This window comes from Desulfosarcina sp., assembly GCF_033791525.1.
Lineage (GTDB): Bacteria > Desulfobacterota > Desulfobacteria > Desulfobacterales > Desulfosarcinaceae > Desulfosarcina.
This window is the reverse complement of the sequence record NZ_JASJGN010000348.1, coordinates 1-15,263: the sequence shown is the minus strand read 5'-3', so window position 1 is coordinate 15,263 and position 15,263 is coordinate 1. Positions and strand designations below refer to the sequence as shown.

The window sequence follows — 15,263 nt, the reverse complement described above, 5'->3', positions numbered from 1 at the left end:
AAAGGCGTGTTCTGCCTCGGAGATCGCGGTGTTCACGATACCCTGGTCGAAAACCGGCACCTGGATAGTACGCGACATATTCTTGTTGTTAATCGCGCCATCATCGGCAACCACTGGAGAACCTATGAGAAAAACAATAATTAAAACCGGTAATAATATAAACTGATAGTTGATCATTTTTACCACCCCTTGCGACAAATTATTATTATCAGAAAGTATAGCGCATGTTTATTGGTGACCTGGATGAATAGTAAGCATATTTAATAAAACCTTAAGACAATGATTGATACACATCAAACCATAATTAATAAGGATTCATTTTCAATGTGAATCAATGCTTTCTTTTGCGGACTACGAATCCGTAGGTCGCAGGTTCGAATCCTGCCGGGCGCGCCAGAAAAAAACAAGGGGTTACAGGCATTGACCGGTAGCCCCTTTTTCTTTCCTGACAGTCATGTAAGCACTGTCGATCAATACCATAACGGGATTGGATCCGTGGCTAAAAAAAACGTCGCGGTGAATCCCCTGGGTGTCGATACCGGCCCGCCTTTCCTGCTTGACTCAACTTTCAGCCATTAGTCACCTCGCAGGTTTTCATATTCCCGAGAACGATATAAAAACTCACCTTGCAATTGGAGGCGCTGTGAATATCGAGGCTATGTTGGGTTTGATTGGCTCGGGTTTTGGCACCATTTTGGAATTATTATTTCCCCGTTGAGTATTTTAAAAATAGCATTGTGAATGTAAGCGGACTTTTTGTTTCTCTAAACTGCGATTGATGGTAAGTAGATTATACGACTGACCGGCAGAGGCGTTACGACCGTTAACGTTGAAACGATCACAAGGTTGATTTAACGGCAAGCCAATGAATGCCACTTCAACTTCACAACCCGCCCAACCCCAGTTGGGCCATCAGGATTGGCAGCGAATTTTAGATGCCGTTTCCGATGGCCTGATCATCACCGATCCGCATTTTACCATTTTATTTGTCAATCGAGCGTTTGCCGCGCTATCGGGCGTTGACGCAAGTAGCCTGGTTAGAAAACAGTGCCATGACGTATTTTCCAGCGGGCTTTGTTCGACTCCCGATTGCCCGTTGACAACACTTCGGTCCATAGGCGAGCAGCGTGTGTTCGACAATCAGCCCCACTGCAAAAACGGTAAACATGCACCATGGATCGTAACCATCACGGCCTATCCGGATGCAAGCGGTGCCATCGGGGGATATGTCGAACGCTTCACGGACGCCAGCGCTTTCCGACAAGTCGAGCAGGCACTGACTCGCAGCCATGATCGACTGCGCAAAAACATGGGCGCCATCATTCAGGCGATCTCCACGACGATAGAAAAACGCGATCCGTATACCGCGGGTCACCAGCGGCGGGTGACCAAATTGTGCCGCGCCATCGCCACCCGATTGGGCTTCACCTGGGAACGCATTCAGGGCCTGCGCATGGCTGCCGCCATCCACGATTTGGGGAAAATACATGTTCCATCCGCTATTTTAAACAAACCCGGACCGATGTCAGAACACGAGTTAGCCATCATCCAGATGCACCCGCGCACCGCCTATGACATCCTCAAGGAGATTCAGTTCCCCTGGCCGATCGCCGAAACCATCTACCAGCACCACGAGCGATTGGACGCTAGCGGATATCCGCGGCATTTGAAAGGTGACCAGATTATTCTGGAAGCGCGTATATTGGCAGTGGCGGACGTGGTGGAGTCCATCGCGTCCTTTCGCCCATACCGGCCTCAATTGGGTATAGAGGCCGCGCTCGCCGAGATAGAATCACATAAAGGGGTGTTGTACGACGCGCCGGTGGTAAAGGTCTGCGTTGCGTTATTCAACCGGCAGGCGTTTGATTTTGAAACCAAGTCCTGGCAGAAGTACACCTGATCGTGAAGGATTCATCGGACCTCGAAGTAAAGGCGCCGCAGCACCTTTCCGCCGGCCGTGGCGATGTCGACTCGCCATTCACCCCGATAACGATCATCTGAAAGACTCTTGGCACTCCATGTCCGCCAGTAGGCGGATCGGACATCCAGGATGACATTGCTGATTATCTGCCCATCAAAATAATAGATATGCCGAATCTGGGTTGGAACCTGCCTGGCTTCAATTGCGTTCCACACAAAAACCCGTTGGGTCGATACGGGAAAAGAGGTGTCGACACCCGCCGGCATGCGATTTTTTATTTCTGCACAGACGCTGGCCTGCAACACTTTTAGGGGTGCATCGGCTGTTGTCGATTCCGGCGATGGAGCGTCCGTCAACACGCTTTGGCCAGATGTCGCCTGGTTTTCAGTGCCGGTGCTGGTTAGGCTTGGGTCGGCATTCTCTGCCGCCGAAGATGAACCGGATAATGGGGTGCCGGTTGGTATGGCAGGATTGGTCGCGGCGGCTGAACCTTCGGGTTTTAACTGGGTGCGGGGCGTCGCTGCAGCGGGATCGGTGGCCAATGGTGTCGGCTGCTTTTGAGCTTCAGGCGGGTTGTCTGGCTCAGCGGTTTTCGAACTGTCGGCCTGACCCTTGAGTTGATCGGCACTTGAGGATGCATCAGTGGATGGTGAAGGCGAGACCGATTTTTCGGAATCAATGGCAGTAAGCGTGCGTGTTTCCTTGTCTTGCATGTGTTGCAATTCGGCAACTGGCAGTGGATTGGGGTCATAGATGAACAGATGGTAGAATCCGAATCCGGCAAGCACCAGGATAGCGATGCCCAGCAGGGCCATGGATGCATACAGCCAGGACCACGATGAAGCGATCCTCTTAAAAAACGAAACAACGATGTCGAACACATTCCCGTTTGTTCGTATTGATGCACCGATGTTTTTGATTGAGGTCCCAGCTGCTTTGAATGAGGCACTGTTGATCGGTACGGATGATGCCATGGTACTGAAAAACGCTTTAACTTTGCCAAACAGGGAAACCTGCGGTTGCTTCGACTCCTTCGTTTTGGGCTTTTCGGGCAGGCGGTTCCTGCCATTGTGCGCCGAGGTTTCGGGTTCAATGTCCTCGGTTTGAATCTGCTTTCTAATTAAGGCCTCGTACAATGAAACGGCTTCGTCTACGTTACCCTCGATTAATCTGGAGTAGGATGCGATATATCCTTTGACATAAGGGCCTTGTGGAAGCTTCTCAAACTCATCGTTTTCTATGTATTTCAGATACAACGCTGAAATTTTAGTCAATTGGGACAGTTCACCTATACTGATATTTTTGGATTCCCTCGCTTTTTTCAGGTAGCCGCCAACAGTTTCCATCGTACAGTCCCGATCGGTAGGGGGTCGTTAACCAAACCCATGCATGTCAAGGCGCAACATTGGGAAAGACTAAATCAGTCCGACGCAGCGCTTATCGATAAAGATATCGGAATATTTGAATCAATTCAAGGGCAATGCAGTTGAAATCGTTCTTGACCTGATCGGGCACCACTTTTAAATCCTCCCCGCGGCAAGCCGCTGAAAGGATTCACCGTATGGATGACAGTCGATTCCCCGTTCGCTCGCTGACCCCGCCGCAACGGCTGGGAATGCGTTCGCTATCGCGGTACAACAGCCATCATCGGCAGTGATACGGATTCGGTAGTGCCGGTCAGGAAATGGTCAGTTTGCAAAAATCGAACATACATCGGGTGCTTATCTCCCGGGCCACTGCTTCGGGAACGGAACGTTGCCACGGCCCGGGTCCTTTTTGGACCTGCTCGAGGATCGCTTCGGGCCAGATATGCATATGGGCTGGATTGTAATTTTGAACCGGTAGGATTTTATGGTTGGCGAGCAGGTGGGCATAGAAGTGTTTCAAATGCTCGGGGACGGGAAAGTTCTCGGTGGTAACCAGGTCATCGGGATTGCCGTCCCGGTACATGGGGTATACAAATAGCAGCGTGTCGCGGTCGAATAGGGCGCCAAACGCACCGATAATGCCTCCCTTCAATCCATCATAGTAGGCGTCGTTAAACAGGGTTTCCAGGTTGGGGATACCCATAACGAAGGCCACCTTGCCCCGGGTATACCGACCCAGATAGTCGGACAGGCGAAAATAGCGCAGGTAGTTGGAAACGATGACGGGATAATTCAAAATGTTCAGGCAGTCGACGCGATCGAGAATGTCTTGCATGTCATAACTGTTTTGTTTTCGCATCTCGGCGACTGAAATTTCCGGAGCCATGATATGAGGGGCGGAACTGGCCTCGCACATGCGGGCGAATAATTCCATGCCACGGGTCATCATGTCCACGCTCACATGGGTCACAGGTCTGAACATGGCGCGCATGACCATCACATCACGGTTGTAGAACAAATCCGAAGGATGCACCAAGGTTTTGCGGTCAGCGCCGAAGACAACGGCATCGGTCAATTCCGTCTGGACCAGTTTCAAGGCCATGTAACGATTGTCGATATCGGCAAAGTAATTGCCGCTAAATCGAATCAGGTCGACCTCCAACCGTCCCCACTTCAGGTTGTCTCCCAGGGATTGGATGAGGCGTTCCGGGCGTGAATGAAAGTGAAAGGCGCCATAGATCAGGTTGACGCCCAATATGCCCACGGCTTCCTGCTGCTGGTCATTGCTTTCATCCAGCATGCGAATATGGATCAGAATGTCGCTCGGATCGGCACCGGGCGTCACCTGAAATTTAATCCCCAACCAGCCATGGCATTCGCCCTGCTGGCTGTAGCTTCGAGCGGTTACCGTATCGGCGAAGGCAAAATAGGTCGAGGTTTTGGGGCGCTTGTCACCGACCCGGTGCAATACCAGGTTGAATTCCTTGTCGAGCATCTTTTTTACCCGACTTTCGGTTACGTAACGCTTGTCCTTCTCCTCGCCATAGATGGCATCGCTGAACGACATATCATAGGCCGATATGGTTTTGGCGATGGTGCCGGCAGCACCACCTGCCCGGAAAAAACAGCGTGAGACCTCCTGGCCGGCACCGATTTCCGCGATGGTGCCGTACTTGTCGCGGTCCATGTTAAAGGCAAAGGCCTTTTGCATCGTGGTGAGGGTCTCTTCAGCCATGACCATTCTCCGTAAGGGTTTCTGTGTAATAATGGCTAATACAACGCCGAGGGTGACGCCGGAGGGTTACGATATCCCTCATCAGCCACTAAATCCCCATGAATGCATTAAAAACACAACAGATACCGTTTAACAACTGGATTTCACAAAATGAAATCTAAATCGAGCGGTTTTTTACTGGCGCTACCCCTTTCCTTGGAGTCTTGGGATGACCGGTAGGCTATGCAATCATACCCGATTCAGCCACAACCCCAAATAGCACCCCAATAAAAAAGGCGGGCCACTTAATGAAGTGGTCAGCCTTCTTGATGCTAATAGTCGGAATGAGGTCGATGGGTCGTCAAACCTTATTTGTTAGATGGAATCTGCACCCTAAGGATGCCAACTTATAGGCTACTGCGTCTGCCGGCATGCTTGGACTTGCTGGGTGAAAGGAAGGCAAAGGCACCTTTGCTTGACCGTCCATTGGCTCTGGGTTTGGGCGCTCTCCGCTCAACCACGGGATGGGGTCGATTGGGGCGGGTGTTGACCTTTTTCCCGTGTGATCCCGATGGCGCATCATAATTGAAATCCGAAAGGGTGCGTTGCTCCACAGGTCTGCCGATGGCCCCATTGATCGCCCTGACCATCTGGGTATCCTCCGTGGTGATCAGGGTGAACGCATCCCCGCTGCGTTCGGCCCGTCCGGTGCGGCCGATACGGTGAATATAGGCCTCGGGGGTGGAAGGGATATCGAAATTGATCACATGGGAAACATTTGAGACATCGATGCCTCGGGCCGCGATATCCGTGGCCACCAGGATTTGATACGCTCCGGAGCGGAAGCCGTTGAGCGCTGCCTGGCGACGCCCCTGGGACAGGTTGCCCTGCAGTGAAGTCGATCGATAGCCGGCCTTAGATAGCTTTTCACCCAGGCTCTTGGCTCTGTGCTTGGTGCGTGTGAACACCAGGACCGGCCCGGTCGGGGTTTCGCCCAGCAATTTGATCAGCAACGCCGTCTTCAAATGCTGGGCGACCGGGAAGAGGGCATGACTGACGGTCTCCGCGGGAGCGGTGGTGCCGATCTGAACCGTAATCGGATCCTGCAGGACATCATTGGCCAGGCGTCGGATCTCCTTGGGCATGGTGGCCGAAAAGAGCAGGGTCTGGCGTTTTTTTGAGGGGACGTGAGTCAGAATGCGACGAATGTCCGGGAAAAAACCCATGTCGAACATCATATCGGCTTCGTCAATGACCAGCACGTCCAACCGGGAAAGATCAACGGTCCGCCGGCCGATATGATCCAGCAGCCGGCCGGGGCAGGCCACCACGATATCCGCACGTTTGAGTTCCTGGATCTGGGGATTGATCCCCACGCCGCCATACACCACGGCGCTGCGCAGGCGTGTCTGGCGGCCCAGGCGCTTGAATTCGCCATGAATCTGTTCGGCCAATTCGCGGGTGGGAGCGATGACCAGTGCACCGACCCGATTGCGTGGGCCATCGATCAGGCGGTTGAGAATGGGCAATACAAACGCGGCCGTTTTACCCGTGCCGGTCTGGGCCAGTCCCACTAAATCGCGTCCCTTCATGACTTCGGGTATGGCTTTGTCCTGTATGGGTGTGGGCGTGGTGTAACCCGCTTTCGTTACACCATCGGCAACAGCGGGGTTAAATGAAAAAGTTTTAAAATTCAAAAGATTATTTTCCTTGCTTGAGTTTTTTGCCATTGACTGCGGGTTGAGCCTCTGCGGAGTCCGCGTTCCCATGGGCCTGCGTGGAAATGCGTCCGCACTCAATAATTAATAAAACCCGCGGACAATTCCGGGGGTTACAATTTATTCAAAATCTCAAATCTGGAGGATGCTTCATCGGCGTGTTGAATATTCCTGCAGAAAAAAAATGTCCCGCATGACGAATGCGGGACCTCGTTGAATTGGGTTATAATAAACCTATTCGGGCTGAAAGCAAGTTAATTGTTGAAATATATAAAAATAATCCGCCCCGCCGCCAACCGCTTTGAACAGTCGAGTCGTAAAACACACCGATAGCCGTGTCGGGTTTCTATGATACCGATGGACAAAAAGAAAATGAATGCTATGATCCGGTAGCTGTTCATCCCGGCCACTATCGCACTCATCGAAACAACGATTGGGTTTCAACGGGCTCACAGTGGGTACCGACGGGGAAAGACAACAACTACCATGGATGGTGGGGGTGCTCTATTCCCTTGACCACAACTGGTATGGTGGCGCCATTATTTGTATACGTGCACGCAAGTGTATCCTGACCCGTATATCGGACTTCACATGATTCCTTTATTCATCCATTTGTTTTTGTTGCCTGCCTGGCAGGCCGGGTCCGGCACGTCTGCGCCATGAAAACCATCGTTCAAGTCACCGCTGCAATCATTGTCAGTGATGGCAGCATCCTGATCACCCAGCGTCACTCGCGCGATCGGCTGGCCGGACTGTGGGAATTTCCCGGCGGCAAGATCGAAGCCGGAGAGACCCCGGAGCAATGCCTGAAACGCGAACTCTGGGAGGAGCTGGAAATGGATGCCGGCATCGGCCACTATCTCGGATCCAGCATTTATCACTACGATCACATCTCCATCGAGCTGATGGCCTACCGGGCATTCTGGAATGGGGTCTCCTTCAGGCTGGTTTCCCACCAGGCCTGCCGATGGGTAAGGCCGGATCAACTGGCTGATTTTTCTTTTACCCCGGCGGATCTGCCCTTTGTCCAACGGCTGGCCGACGGGAAGATTGACATCGGATAGCCGGTCCTTCATCAGGGCCGGGGTTGAAGTCCGGCGGTGGGTCAGTTATAGGGGAATCGAACTGAAAAAGGTAATTCGAAGAAATAGCAGATTTCGGTGTTAAAGAAAAAAGACCCGTTTTAAAAATATATAGTGCCTGCATAACAATACTTACTGTGACTTCAATGACGATCGCTTACCATGTGGGATGGCTGATTGATGGAACCGGCATTCCGGCTGTCGAAAACCGGATTGTCGCTATCAACGCCGGTCGGATCCGAGAAATCCTCGATCCCGGTGACCCGCGACTCGAAGGAATGGCAATCATTGATTGGTCGGACTGCACCGTGTTCCCCGCACTGATCGACAGCCACGTTCATCTGGTGATGTCCGGCACAATAGAACCGACCTTTCGCCGGAAACAACTAAACAGTACTTACACGGTTCGCCGGGAAATTATTGCGGAACATCTTCGCCAGCACCTGGCCAGCGGAGTGCTGGCCGTTCGCGACGGCGGTGACCACAATGGTGACACACTTCGTTATAAATGGGACTCGGCCAATAATCCCCCACCGATGGTGACTATTGCTTCGGCGGGGCGTGCCCGAAATGCGTTGGGCCGATACGGAAAACTCATTGCAATCCCAGTGGATGAGGGGGAGACCCTGGTCAACAGTGCCTTCGGGACAGATTCAAAGCGGGACCACTTGAAGCTTGTCAACTCCGGCCTCAACAGCCTTACCCAGTTTGGTGTGGAATCTGTACCCCAGTTTGATGAAAACGAACTGGCTGCCGTAATTGTGGCAGCCCATAGGCGCGGCCAGCCTACCATGGTCCACGCCAATGGTCACCTGCCGGTGAAACTGGCCATCGATGCGGGATGTGACAGCATCGAGCATGGCTTTTTCATGGGCCGGGAAAACATGCACCGCATGGCTGATCACGGTGTTGTCTGGGTGCCCACGGCCGTGACAATGAAGGCCTACGGCGATTACCTGAAGGCTCAAGGGCACCGCAGCGATCCGTCTTTTTCGGAGGTGTCCCGGAAAAACCTGGAACACCAGCTGGAGCAGATCAGCACTGCCCGGAATCTGGGGGTGACCCTTGCCGTGGGGACCGATGCCGGCAGTCCAGGCGTGCATCACGGGCTGTCGGTCAAAGAGGAGCTTCAGCTTTTCGTCTCTGCGGGATTCAGTGTGGAGGAAGCCATTCAATGCGCCAGTCGACACGGGGCACGGCTCATGGGGCTGTCTGACAGGGGTGCAATTGCCCCGGGGATGCGGGCGGATTTTCTTGCTGTGAAGGTCCCTCCGCAACACGTGCCCGAGGCGCTCCATCAGATTGTGCACCGGGTGGTTGAGGGTCGCACCATCGATTTGGACACAGCCTTTTGAAGGGCCTCCTGTTGCCGGTTTACGATGGCGAACGATATTTGGATCTATTTTTGCGGGTTCTTACCTTCTGAATCAGGCGCTTCAGCGGATCGGTCATCAGGGTCAGGGTGGATTCGCGTTGGCGAAGAATCTCTTCCAGCGAAATGTGAGGGTCTTTGGCCGGGCTTCTCAAATAGCGACATAGGGCAATCAGCCGGTTTTTGATCTCTTTTTCCGCCCGGATTCTAAGAATCTCTTTCTTTCTCAAAATGTCTTCTTTAATCGCCTCGTCGGGTCGTATCCCCTGGTATTTGTCAAGCTTATACCGGATTCGGATGAAAATGAGATCCTGCAGCACCTGCTCATACTCAGGGTCCAAACAGATCACTTCAGGAACCAGATCCCCGAGATGGGTGACCCCTAAAATATCCTCATCCTGGGTCCAGTAATTGACCAGAAATTCCTTTTCCAGGTCCAGGTAGTTTTTCAGCGGCATATACATCCGCCGCAGGTACATGAGCACCTTTTCTGTTTTTTTGCGCTGCCCGCCGATGATCACCGAACCGCCGACCTCCCCACGATTGACCCCTTTGGTCCATGGCGCACCCGTAATGCCGAAATCATTGTACACGGGAATGTGCATCAGTGCAGAAAGGGTATTGATGGCCAGGGCGTATCCTGCCGACGGCCCGCCTACACTGTAGGAAGCGGAGAGCAGTTGGTGATGAATGGTATACTTGTCCAGAAATTCGCCCAGTAGGCGTGCGGCGCTGACCTTGGGGTCCATATCCTGCAGGTAGTTTTTGACCATGGTCAACGCCTCATGGGCGCTCTGCTGGGTCATTTGGACCGCCATCTCCATCTGGGCACCGGCCGAGGACGATGATGACACCGCGCCGGTGACCATCACTTTCTCTGAAGAGAGGCTGTAGGTCAGGCTGGTGGCGATGGGCAGGAGAACGCCGGTAACATCGTTGGCCCCGACGCCGATGATGAACCTCACTTGGGGCTCCTGGCTCAACTCCGCCTCCAGGAACTCATCCAGCACCACCTTGCCTTTTTTGGTGGGGCTTTCCGATATTTCGTGGCGGGCCGACTTGAGGTGACTGGCCACCATGGGATAATCTTCCGGCTGCTGAATCGGTTCAAGTATCTTCAAAACCGCATTATAATGTTCCAAAAATCGATCAGGGGTTCCCCGAACGACAGTTTTTATCTGGTTCTTATCGTCCCAGGCCTCCAGGATGCCCATGAGGGTCTTGAAGTTGAATTTGATAAAGTTCTCTCGGGTTTTAATCGAGTCATGGCGGACCTGCCGAAGGCGTGAAATCACCTCGTATTCCGTATTTCTCAGTGCCCTGGCCTTTTCGACAAAGGCGGCATAATCAGCTGGTGTATTACTGACGCCCTTGGCCGCCTCCACGATGCTGTCGGTGGTCAGATCCGCAGACAGGGGAATATCCGCCAGCGCGTTGTCGACAATCTGAAGGATATCTCCTTTTTTTAAAAGCCCCTTGATTTCCAGAACCTTGAGGCGTTTGGAGCGGATCAGGGCCGGGTCCAGAATATCCAGGCGATTGGTCGTAAGCACGGTGAACACCTTGTGCAGGGGCGTTTCACCATCGATGAGATTCAAAAACTTATTGGTCAGTTTGTCTGACGGATTCCCTCCAGTGCCGCTGCGTTTAGGCGCCAGGGCGTCCCCTTCATCGAAGAAAACCACTGCAGGGGCGATCATTTTGGCGATGTCGTAAACTTTTTCCAGGTTGTCCACGGCGCCGTCGACGGGATTGGACGGGTCCTGCAGGGCGCTGGCGCTGGTGGCGATATCGTGCACCTCGGTGTTTTCGCTGAGTCAGGTGCGTGCCAGAAAGGTTTTTCCGCTTCCCGGCGGACCATTGAGCACCACGCCTTTCTCCTCGCTCACGTTACGGATACGGCTGGCCTCCTGGTCCGCTGCGTAATTGTCGGCCTCGGCAATCAATTCCCGGCGCTTTTTCTCCTCGGAGGCCTCCACCAGTTTGTCGCCGAATCGGGTCTCCTTGAGCACGAAGCTGACGACTTCAACGCCGTATTTCTTTTCGATGGTGGGACCGCCGATATTGATGGGGCGAGATTTCAGTGCCGTGAAGATCATCTCCTTGATGGTTTCACGGTCACTGATCAGACGGTCAACCTGCTGGGCCTGAAGAATATCTTTGACAATGCCGTCGTAGTCGCCCTGCAACAAATCCAGGGGATTCAGGTTCTCTATGGCCCACGTGTTCAGGTCGCGGATCCGATAGGTGAGCACCCCGGAGGTCCACAGGGCCACGTTACCCTTGGAGATGATTCGCATGGGCGCCGGGGTGCCACCCAGTTGGAGGGTCTGGTTCATCAGCGGCACTTCCTGTTCGATGCGTGTGAAATAAAGCAGTCGGGCATGCCAGCCCACATCCGTTACCGCCTGTCGAACGCCACCGAATCGTTCCAATACAACCGCATAGTTCATCTTGACCTTAAAAATGGTTTTGGTGGCATAGACAACGGCAATCATGCCGTAGACCAACCCGGCAGAGGTGATCAGGGCAATCAGGCGGCGCAGGACGGTTTTGACGAAAGACCGCCGCAGCAATGGATTGGGTAAAGGTGTGGCCATATCTGCTCCTTTGTTTGCAGGAAAAAACGCCGACGCAGGGCATCTGTTAGCTATAGAGTGATGAACGGCAGGCGTTTTCTGATCGATGTCGCACCCACCAGCCGTATCGAATGCGGAGTGCCCGACAATTGGTAATAAATGGGTTTAAGACGACCGGAGCAGTTTTGAAATGGATACCGGTGAAGGGGAAGATGCCCTGTCATCTGTAAGCTTATACCGACTGCCATTGGAACGATGGCCGGTTGACAGCCAAAATCATTTGGCCATGAAAAGGTGCGCTTTCAAGGGAAAAACCGTTCAAAAATCGGAGGTGGATCCATCTGTATGAGAATTACAGATTGCCCGCCAATCCAAGCTGGTTCTGATTGACGGCGATATTGAAAGTGGGCTGGACCAGGTCGTGGTGGTGGATCTCAAAGGGAAGATAAGCCAGCAGATAGCGACTCGGCTTGACCCGAATGTCAGTAATACGTTCTTCCACTATTTTTTTCGGACGCAGGAGTCCGGCCAGGTTCAGTTTCAGGGTCTCGACGGATTCGGATACCGGCAGGTTCACCGGATGCATGTTTCCTTTTGGCACGTGGGCAATCAGATCATTCCGGGGCTGGGAAAGGGTGATCTGGCGGGTTAACCGCAGAAAACTTTTAGGGCGGATCTTGAATGCCGGGCCCCAGAAGTGACAGGGGATCCGGTCCCATCCAGGTTGGATCGCTTTGGGTAGATTCGCCGCTTTTACCAGGTCGGCATAACTGCTGAGATCGATACCGGTCACCTCGGCCTTGATACGCCAGAAGGGCAGGTAAATGGTGTTCTCGTTTTCATGATTCGGCAGATGGGCTACGTTAATACGGGACATCCCCTGTTTCGACGCCTGCCACATGGACTCACAATTTTTACAGTGAAGGACCAAGGCATCTCGACGCCCCTGCATGTCCCAACCACAGTTCGGGCAGAGTGTAGGGATGAAGCGGATGCGCCAGTCCGCCGGCCCACCGGAGAACCGGCTTACTTCGAAGGACTCATCCAGTTCTGCGGACACCGGTTGGTTGAGCACCGCATCCATGATCCTTTTGCCAACATAAAATGGGGCGTAAATCAGGCTCAAAGACTCACCGATATGGCTTTGGTGGAGAATTGGCCCGGGAATTTTTGAGTTGTAGCGGGTGAGAAACGCTTCCATCACCTGACGAAAGGGGAGGTGTGGCTTGATGAACCACCCCTTGGTCTCCGGGCTGACAAAACGCAACTTCATGGCCTGGCTGCGAAGGCCGACAGATACGGGGAAATGCGTTGATTGCACGGCCTGCTGGCTGACATCCAGAAATCGATTCTGGATGCCGGTCGGCAGGCAGGAAAAAACCATGCCCTTGAATCGCCAGTAGGGAAAATAAATCAATTCCTGGCCATCGGGGGCATTGTGGGGCAGCAAATACCGAAAATAGCTGCGTTCCACGAGATAGGAATTCACTTTGCAGAAAGCACACTGAAACAGCCGATCCGTTTCGCTGAGCGCTGCCGGTGCACCGCACTGAGGGCATTGATGATCGATGAGAAAATTAATATTTTTCTCCACACTGGGTGCAGAATTTGGACCCGGCCAGATTTTCGGTCCCGCATTTTGCGCAAAAGACGGGTTTGGGCTTTTCTTCAGCCGGATGACCGCAGCGGGAACAGAATTTCGCATTGGGCGCCAGGTTTTTTCCGCAATGGCCGCATTCAATAAATACCAGCTGCTGGTGACCGCACATGGGGCAGAACTTGGCCGACACCGGGATGTTGCATTGGCACTCCCGGCAGGTGGCCTGTTCCGCCTCAGGCACGGCTGTCCCACCGGGGTGCGGGTCCTTTCCCGACGCGTTGAAATACTGGGCAAACATGGCCGGCATCATCAACCCCAGACTGGTGCCCATGCCCATGCTGCCATCACCCTCGGCTTCCGATGCCTTTTCCATGGCCATGGCTGACTTCATTTGCATGAGTTTGTTCATGTCGTCGAAAACACCCATGCGACTGCGGTCATCGATGGCCTTTTGTACCTCCGGCGGAGGGGTGATCGCATTCATGTATAGATGGGTCAGGCCCAGGCCGAAATGACTGAAATCCTCCTGGAGCCGCTTGGCCAGACCTTCGGAAAGCTCATCGTATTTGGCCGGCAGGTCAAGGATTGAGTCTATGCTTTCGCCCATGAAGTCGTTGAATCGGGCAACGATGACCCGGTTCAAATACTCCTCGATCGCTTCGGTGGTGAACATGCCCTGGGTACCCACCATGGTGTTGATAAACAGTACCGGCTGGACCACCCGCAGGTTGAAGACACCAAACGCCCGCAGTCGGACCAGTCCCAGTTGGTCATCTTTAAAGGCAACCGGATCTCGGGTCCCCCATTTCAGGTTGGTGAAGACTTTCATGTTGACGAAATACATTTCGGCTCGCAGCGGACTGGTCATGCCCCAGGGTAAACTGACAATTTTGGTAAGAATCGGGATATTGCCGGTTTTCAGCGTATGACGGCCGGCCCCGAACGCTTCGACGGCCTTGCCTTTGTAAAAAAAGATACCGGCCTGACTCTCCCGGACGGTGAGTTGTGCCCCCCATTTTATCTCCCCGGACCCCTTTTCAGGCAGTCGATGGACCAGTTCCTTGCCACTTTCGTCAAACCATTCCAGATTCTCCAGAAAGACCAGGTTGTCAGCTTTCATCGGTCGATTCTCCTTGGTTAGTGTCCATCCAGAAACAGGCAAATTGGGTTGAGATCAAGGCATGCGAAAAATTTTACCGCATGCGCCCTGAAAGAAGTGCTCTTGGGGTGCATATAGTTCGTATTCCGAGGATAAAAGCGTTCGCATAACACAGATATCAGGCAAATTGGCCTTTTGTGGATCGACACCAGTTAATAAGTCGCATTGGTACCAGTATCGGTTGTGATTGGTAAAACCTGAGTATTGGAGCGACAGTTGTCGAACTTTATCGTTGAACCGCGAAAGCGAGCGCATTCTCCGTCGCATGTCGGAGCGGAGCAAGGACACAGCTCATCGGGGCCGCGGGGAGGGTTCAATAATCTGCGATCACCCGGTCGCATGAGATGGCCGCCATTTACTTTCTGCCTCGAATTGATCCGTTGAGATGGTTGAATTAGTGTTCGTCCAGAAACGAGGGATTTTGGTCGAGATCAAGGCGCGCGAAAAATTTTACCGCAGGTGCCCTGAAAGAAGTGCCCTTGGGGTGAATATGGTTGATATTCCGAGGATAAACGCGTTCGCATAACGCAGATATCGGGCAAAATAGCCGTTTATGGATGGACACTAACTAATCGGCGGCTGGAGCAGCCGTCGCCGGAGGTGCTGCCGGTGAGTCCGTAATGGTCTCTTCGGTTACCGGGGAAGTGCTGTTGGGAGGCAGCGTGGTCGCTGCGGGAAGCGCTGATGTGTCTGCCTGTTTTTCGGGTTTCACTGCAGGCGGTGCCGGAGTCTGTGTTGCTGAAGGTTCCGG

At 53.2% G+C, this 15,263-nt stretch carries 12 protein-coding genes and 1 pseudogene; 4 read left to right on the top strand and 9 right to left on the bottom strand.

Annotated elements, in window-relative coordinates; translation table 11 throughout:
• Positions 1-865 precede the first annotated feature (865 nt).
• Positions 866-1,900 (top strand): HD domain-containing phosphohydrolase, encoded by a 1,035-nt coding sequence (locus QNK41_RS17330; RefSeq protein WP_319259270.1) that lies wholly within the window; start codon positions 866-868, stop codon positions 1,898-1,900.
• Positions 1,901-1,911: 11 nt separating this feature from the next.
• On the opposite strand, the gene QNK41_RS17325 is transcribed toward QNK41_RS17330, so the two are convergent.
• Positions 1,912-2,736, bottom strand: a complete 825-nt coding sequence (locus QNK41_RS17325) for a DUF2914 domain-containing protein (protein WP_319259268.1) — start codon at positions 2,734-2,736, stop codon at positions 1,912-1,914.
• Between QNK41_RS17325 and QNK41_RS17320 the strand changes: the two genes are divergently transcribed.
• Entirely contained in the window at positions 2,735-3,028 is a 294-nt protein-coding gene (locus QNK41_RS17320; protein WP_319259265.1) for a hypothetical protein, read from the top strand. The two genes, QNK41_RS17325 and QNK41_RS17320, sit on opposite strands and share 2 nt — an antisense overlap.
• Before the next feature lie 65 nt (positions 3,029-3,093).
• Here QNK41_RS17320 and QNK41_RS23130 read toward each other — a convergent pair.
• The 3 genes and pseudogenes from QNK41_RS23130 to QNK41_RS17310 form a co-directional block, all read right to left on the bottom strand.
• Positions 3,094-3,267 (bottom strand): annotated as a pseudogene (locus QNK41_RS23130) (helix-turn-helix domain-containing protein); the annotation flags it as partial.
• Positions 3,268-3,598: 331 nt separating this feature from the next.
• Positions 3,599-5,023, bottom strand: coding sequence for a hypothetical protein (locus QNK41_RS17315; RefSeq protein ID WP_319259262.1), 1,425 nt, complete (start codon positions 5,021-5,023; stop codon positions 3,599-3,601).
• Positions 5,024-5,409: 386 nt separating this feature from the next.
• A complete protein-coding gene (locus tag QNK41_RS17310; RefSeq protein ID WP_319259260.1) occupies positions 5,410-6,699 on the bottom strand; it encodes a DEAD/DEAH box helicase in 1,290 nt (429 codons plus the stop codon).
• A gap of 680 nt (positions 6,700-7,379) precedes the next feature.
• Between QNK41_RS17310 and QNK41_RS17305 the strand changes: the two genes are divergently transcribed.
• Positions 7,380-7,784 carry a (deoxy)nucleoside triphosphate pyrophosphohydrolase gene (locus QNK41_RS17305; protein WP_319259257.1) on the top strand — a complete coding sequence of 135 codons (405 nt, stop codon included), beginning with the start codon at positions 7,380-7,382 and terminating at the stop codon, positions 7,782-7,784.
• A 164-nt stretch (positions 7,785-7,948) separates the two neighbouring features.
• Entirely contained in the window at positions 7,949-9,157 is a 1,209-nt protein-coding gene (locus QNK41_RS17300) for an amidohydrolase family protein (RefSeq protein WP_319259254.1), read from the top strand.
• Positions 9,158-9,176: 19 nt separating this feature from the next.
• Here QNK41_RS17300 and QNK41_RS17295 read toward each other — a convergent pair whose 3' ends face one another.
• The 5 genes from QNK41_RS17295 to QNK41_RS17275 form a co-directional block, all read right to left on the bottom strand.
• Positions 9,177-10,973 (bottom strand): AAA family ATPase, encoded by a 1,797-nt coding sequence (locus QNK41_RS17295; RefSeq protein ID WP_319259251.1) that lies wholly within the window; start codon positions 10,971-10,973, stop codon positions 9,177-9,179.
• A gap of 18 nt (positions 10,974-10,991) precedes the next feature.
• Positions 10,992-11,774 carry an SPFH domain-containing protein gene (locus tag QNK41_RS17290; protein WP_319259250.1) on the bottom strand — a complete coding sequence of 261 codons (783 nt, stop codon included), beginning with the start codon at positions 11,772-11,774 and terminating at the stop codon, positions 10,992-10,994.
• A 331-nt stretch (positions 11,775-12,105) separates the two neighbouring features.
• A complete protein-coding gene (locus QNK41_RS17285) occupies positions 12,106-13,347 on the bottom strand; it encodes a hypothetical protein (RefSeq protein ID WP_319259246.1) in 1,242 nt (413 codons plus the stop codon).
• Positions 13,331-14,473 (bottom strand): SPFH domain-containing protein, encoded by a 1,143-nt coding sequence (locus tag QNK41_RS17280; protein ID WP_319259243.1) that lies wholly within the window; start codon positions 14,471-14,473, stop codon positions 13,331-13,333. The genes QNK41_RS17285 and QNK41_RS17280 overlap by 17 nt, the downstream gene beginning before the upstream one ends.
• A 590-nt stretch (positions 14,474-15,063) precedes the next feature.
• Positions 15,064-15,263, bottom strand: a 200-nt coding sequence (locus QNK41_RS17275; protein WP_319259240.1) for a hypothetical protein, incomplete at its 5' end; no start/stop codon positions are given.

Coding starts and splice junctions, on each gene's coding strand:
- QNK41_RS17330 (WP_319259270.1), top strand. CDS start 866: ATGAATGCCACTTCAACTTCACAACCCGCCCAACCCCAGTTGGGCCAT.
- QNK41_RS17320 (WP_319259265.1), top strand. CDS start 2,735: ATGGATGCATACAGCCAGGACCACGATGAAGCGATCCTCTTAAAAAAC.
- QNK41_RS17325 (WP_319259268.1), bottom strand. CDS start 2,736: ATGGCCCTGCTGGGCATCGCTATCCTGGTGCTTGCCGGATTCGGATTC.
- QNK41_RS17315 (WP_319259262.1), bottom strand. CDS start 5,023: ATGGCTGAAGAGACCCTCACCACGATGCAAAAGGCCTTTGCCTTTAAC.
- QNK41_RS17305 (WP_319259257.1), top strand. CDS start 7,380: ATGAAAACCATCGTTCAAGTCACCGCTGCAATCATTGTCAGTGATGGC.
- QNK41_RS17300 (WP_319259254.1), top strand. CDS start 7,949: ATGACGATCGCTTACCATGTGGGATGGCTGATTGATGGAACCGGCATT.
- QNK41_RS17290 (WP_319259250.1), bottom strand. CDS start 11,774: ATGGCCACACCTTTACCCAATCCATTGCTGCGGCGGTCTTTCGTCAAA.
- QNK41_RS17280 (WP_319259243.1), bottom strand. CDS start 14,473: ATGAAAGCTGACAACCTGGTCTTTCTGGAGAATCTGGAATGGTTTGAC.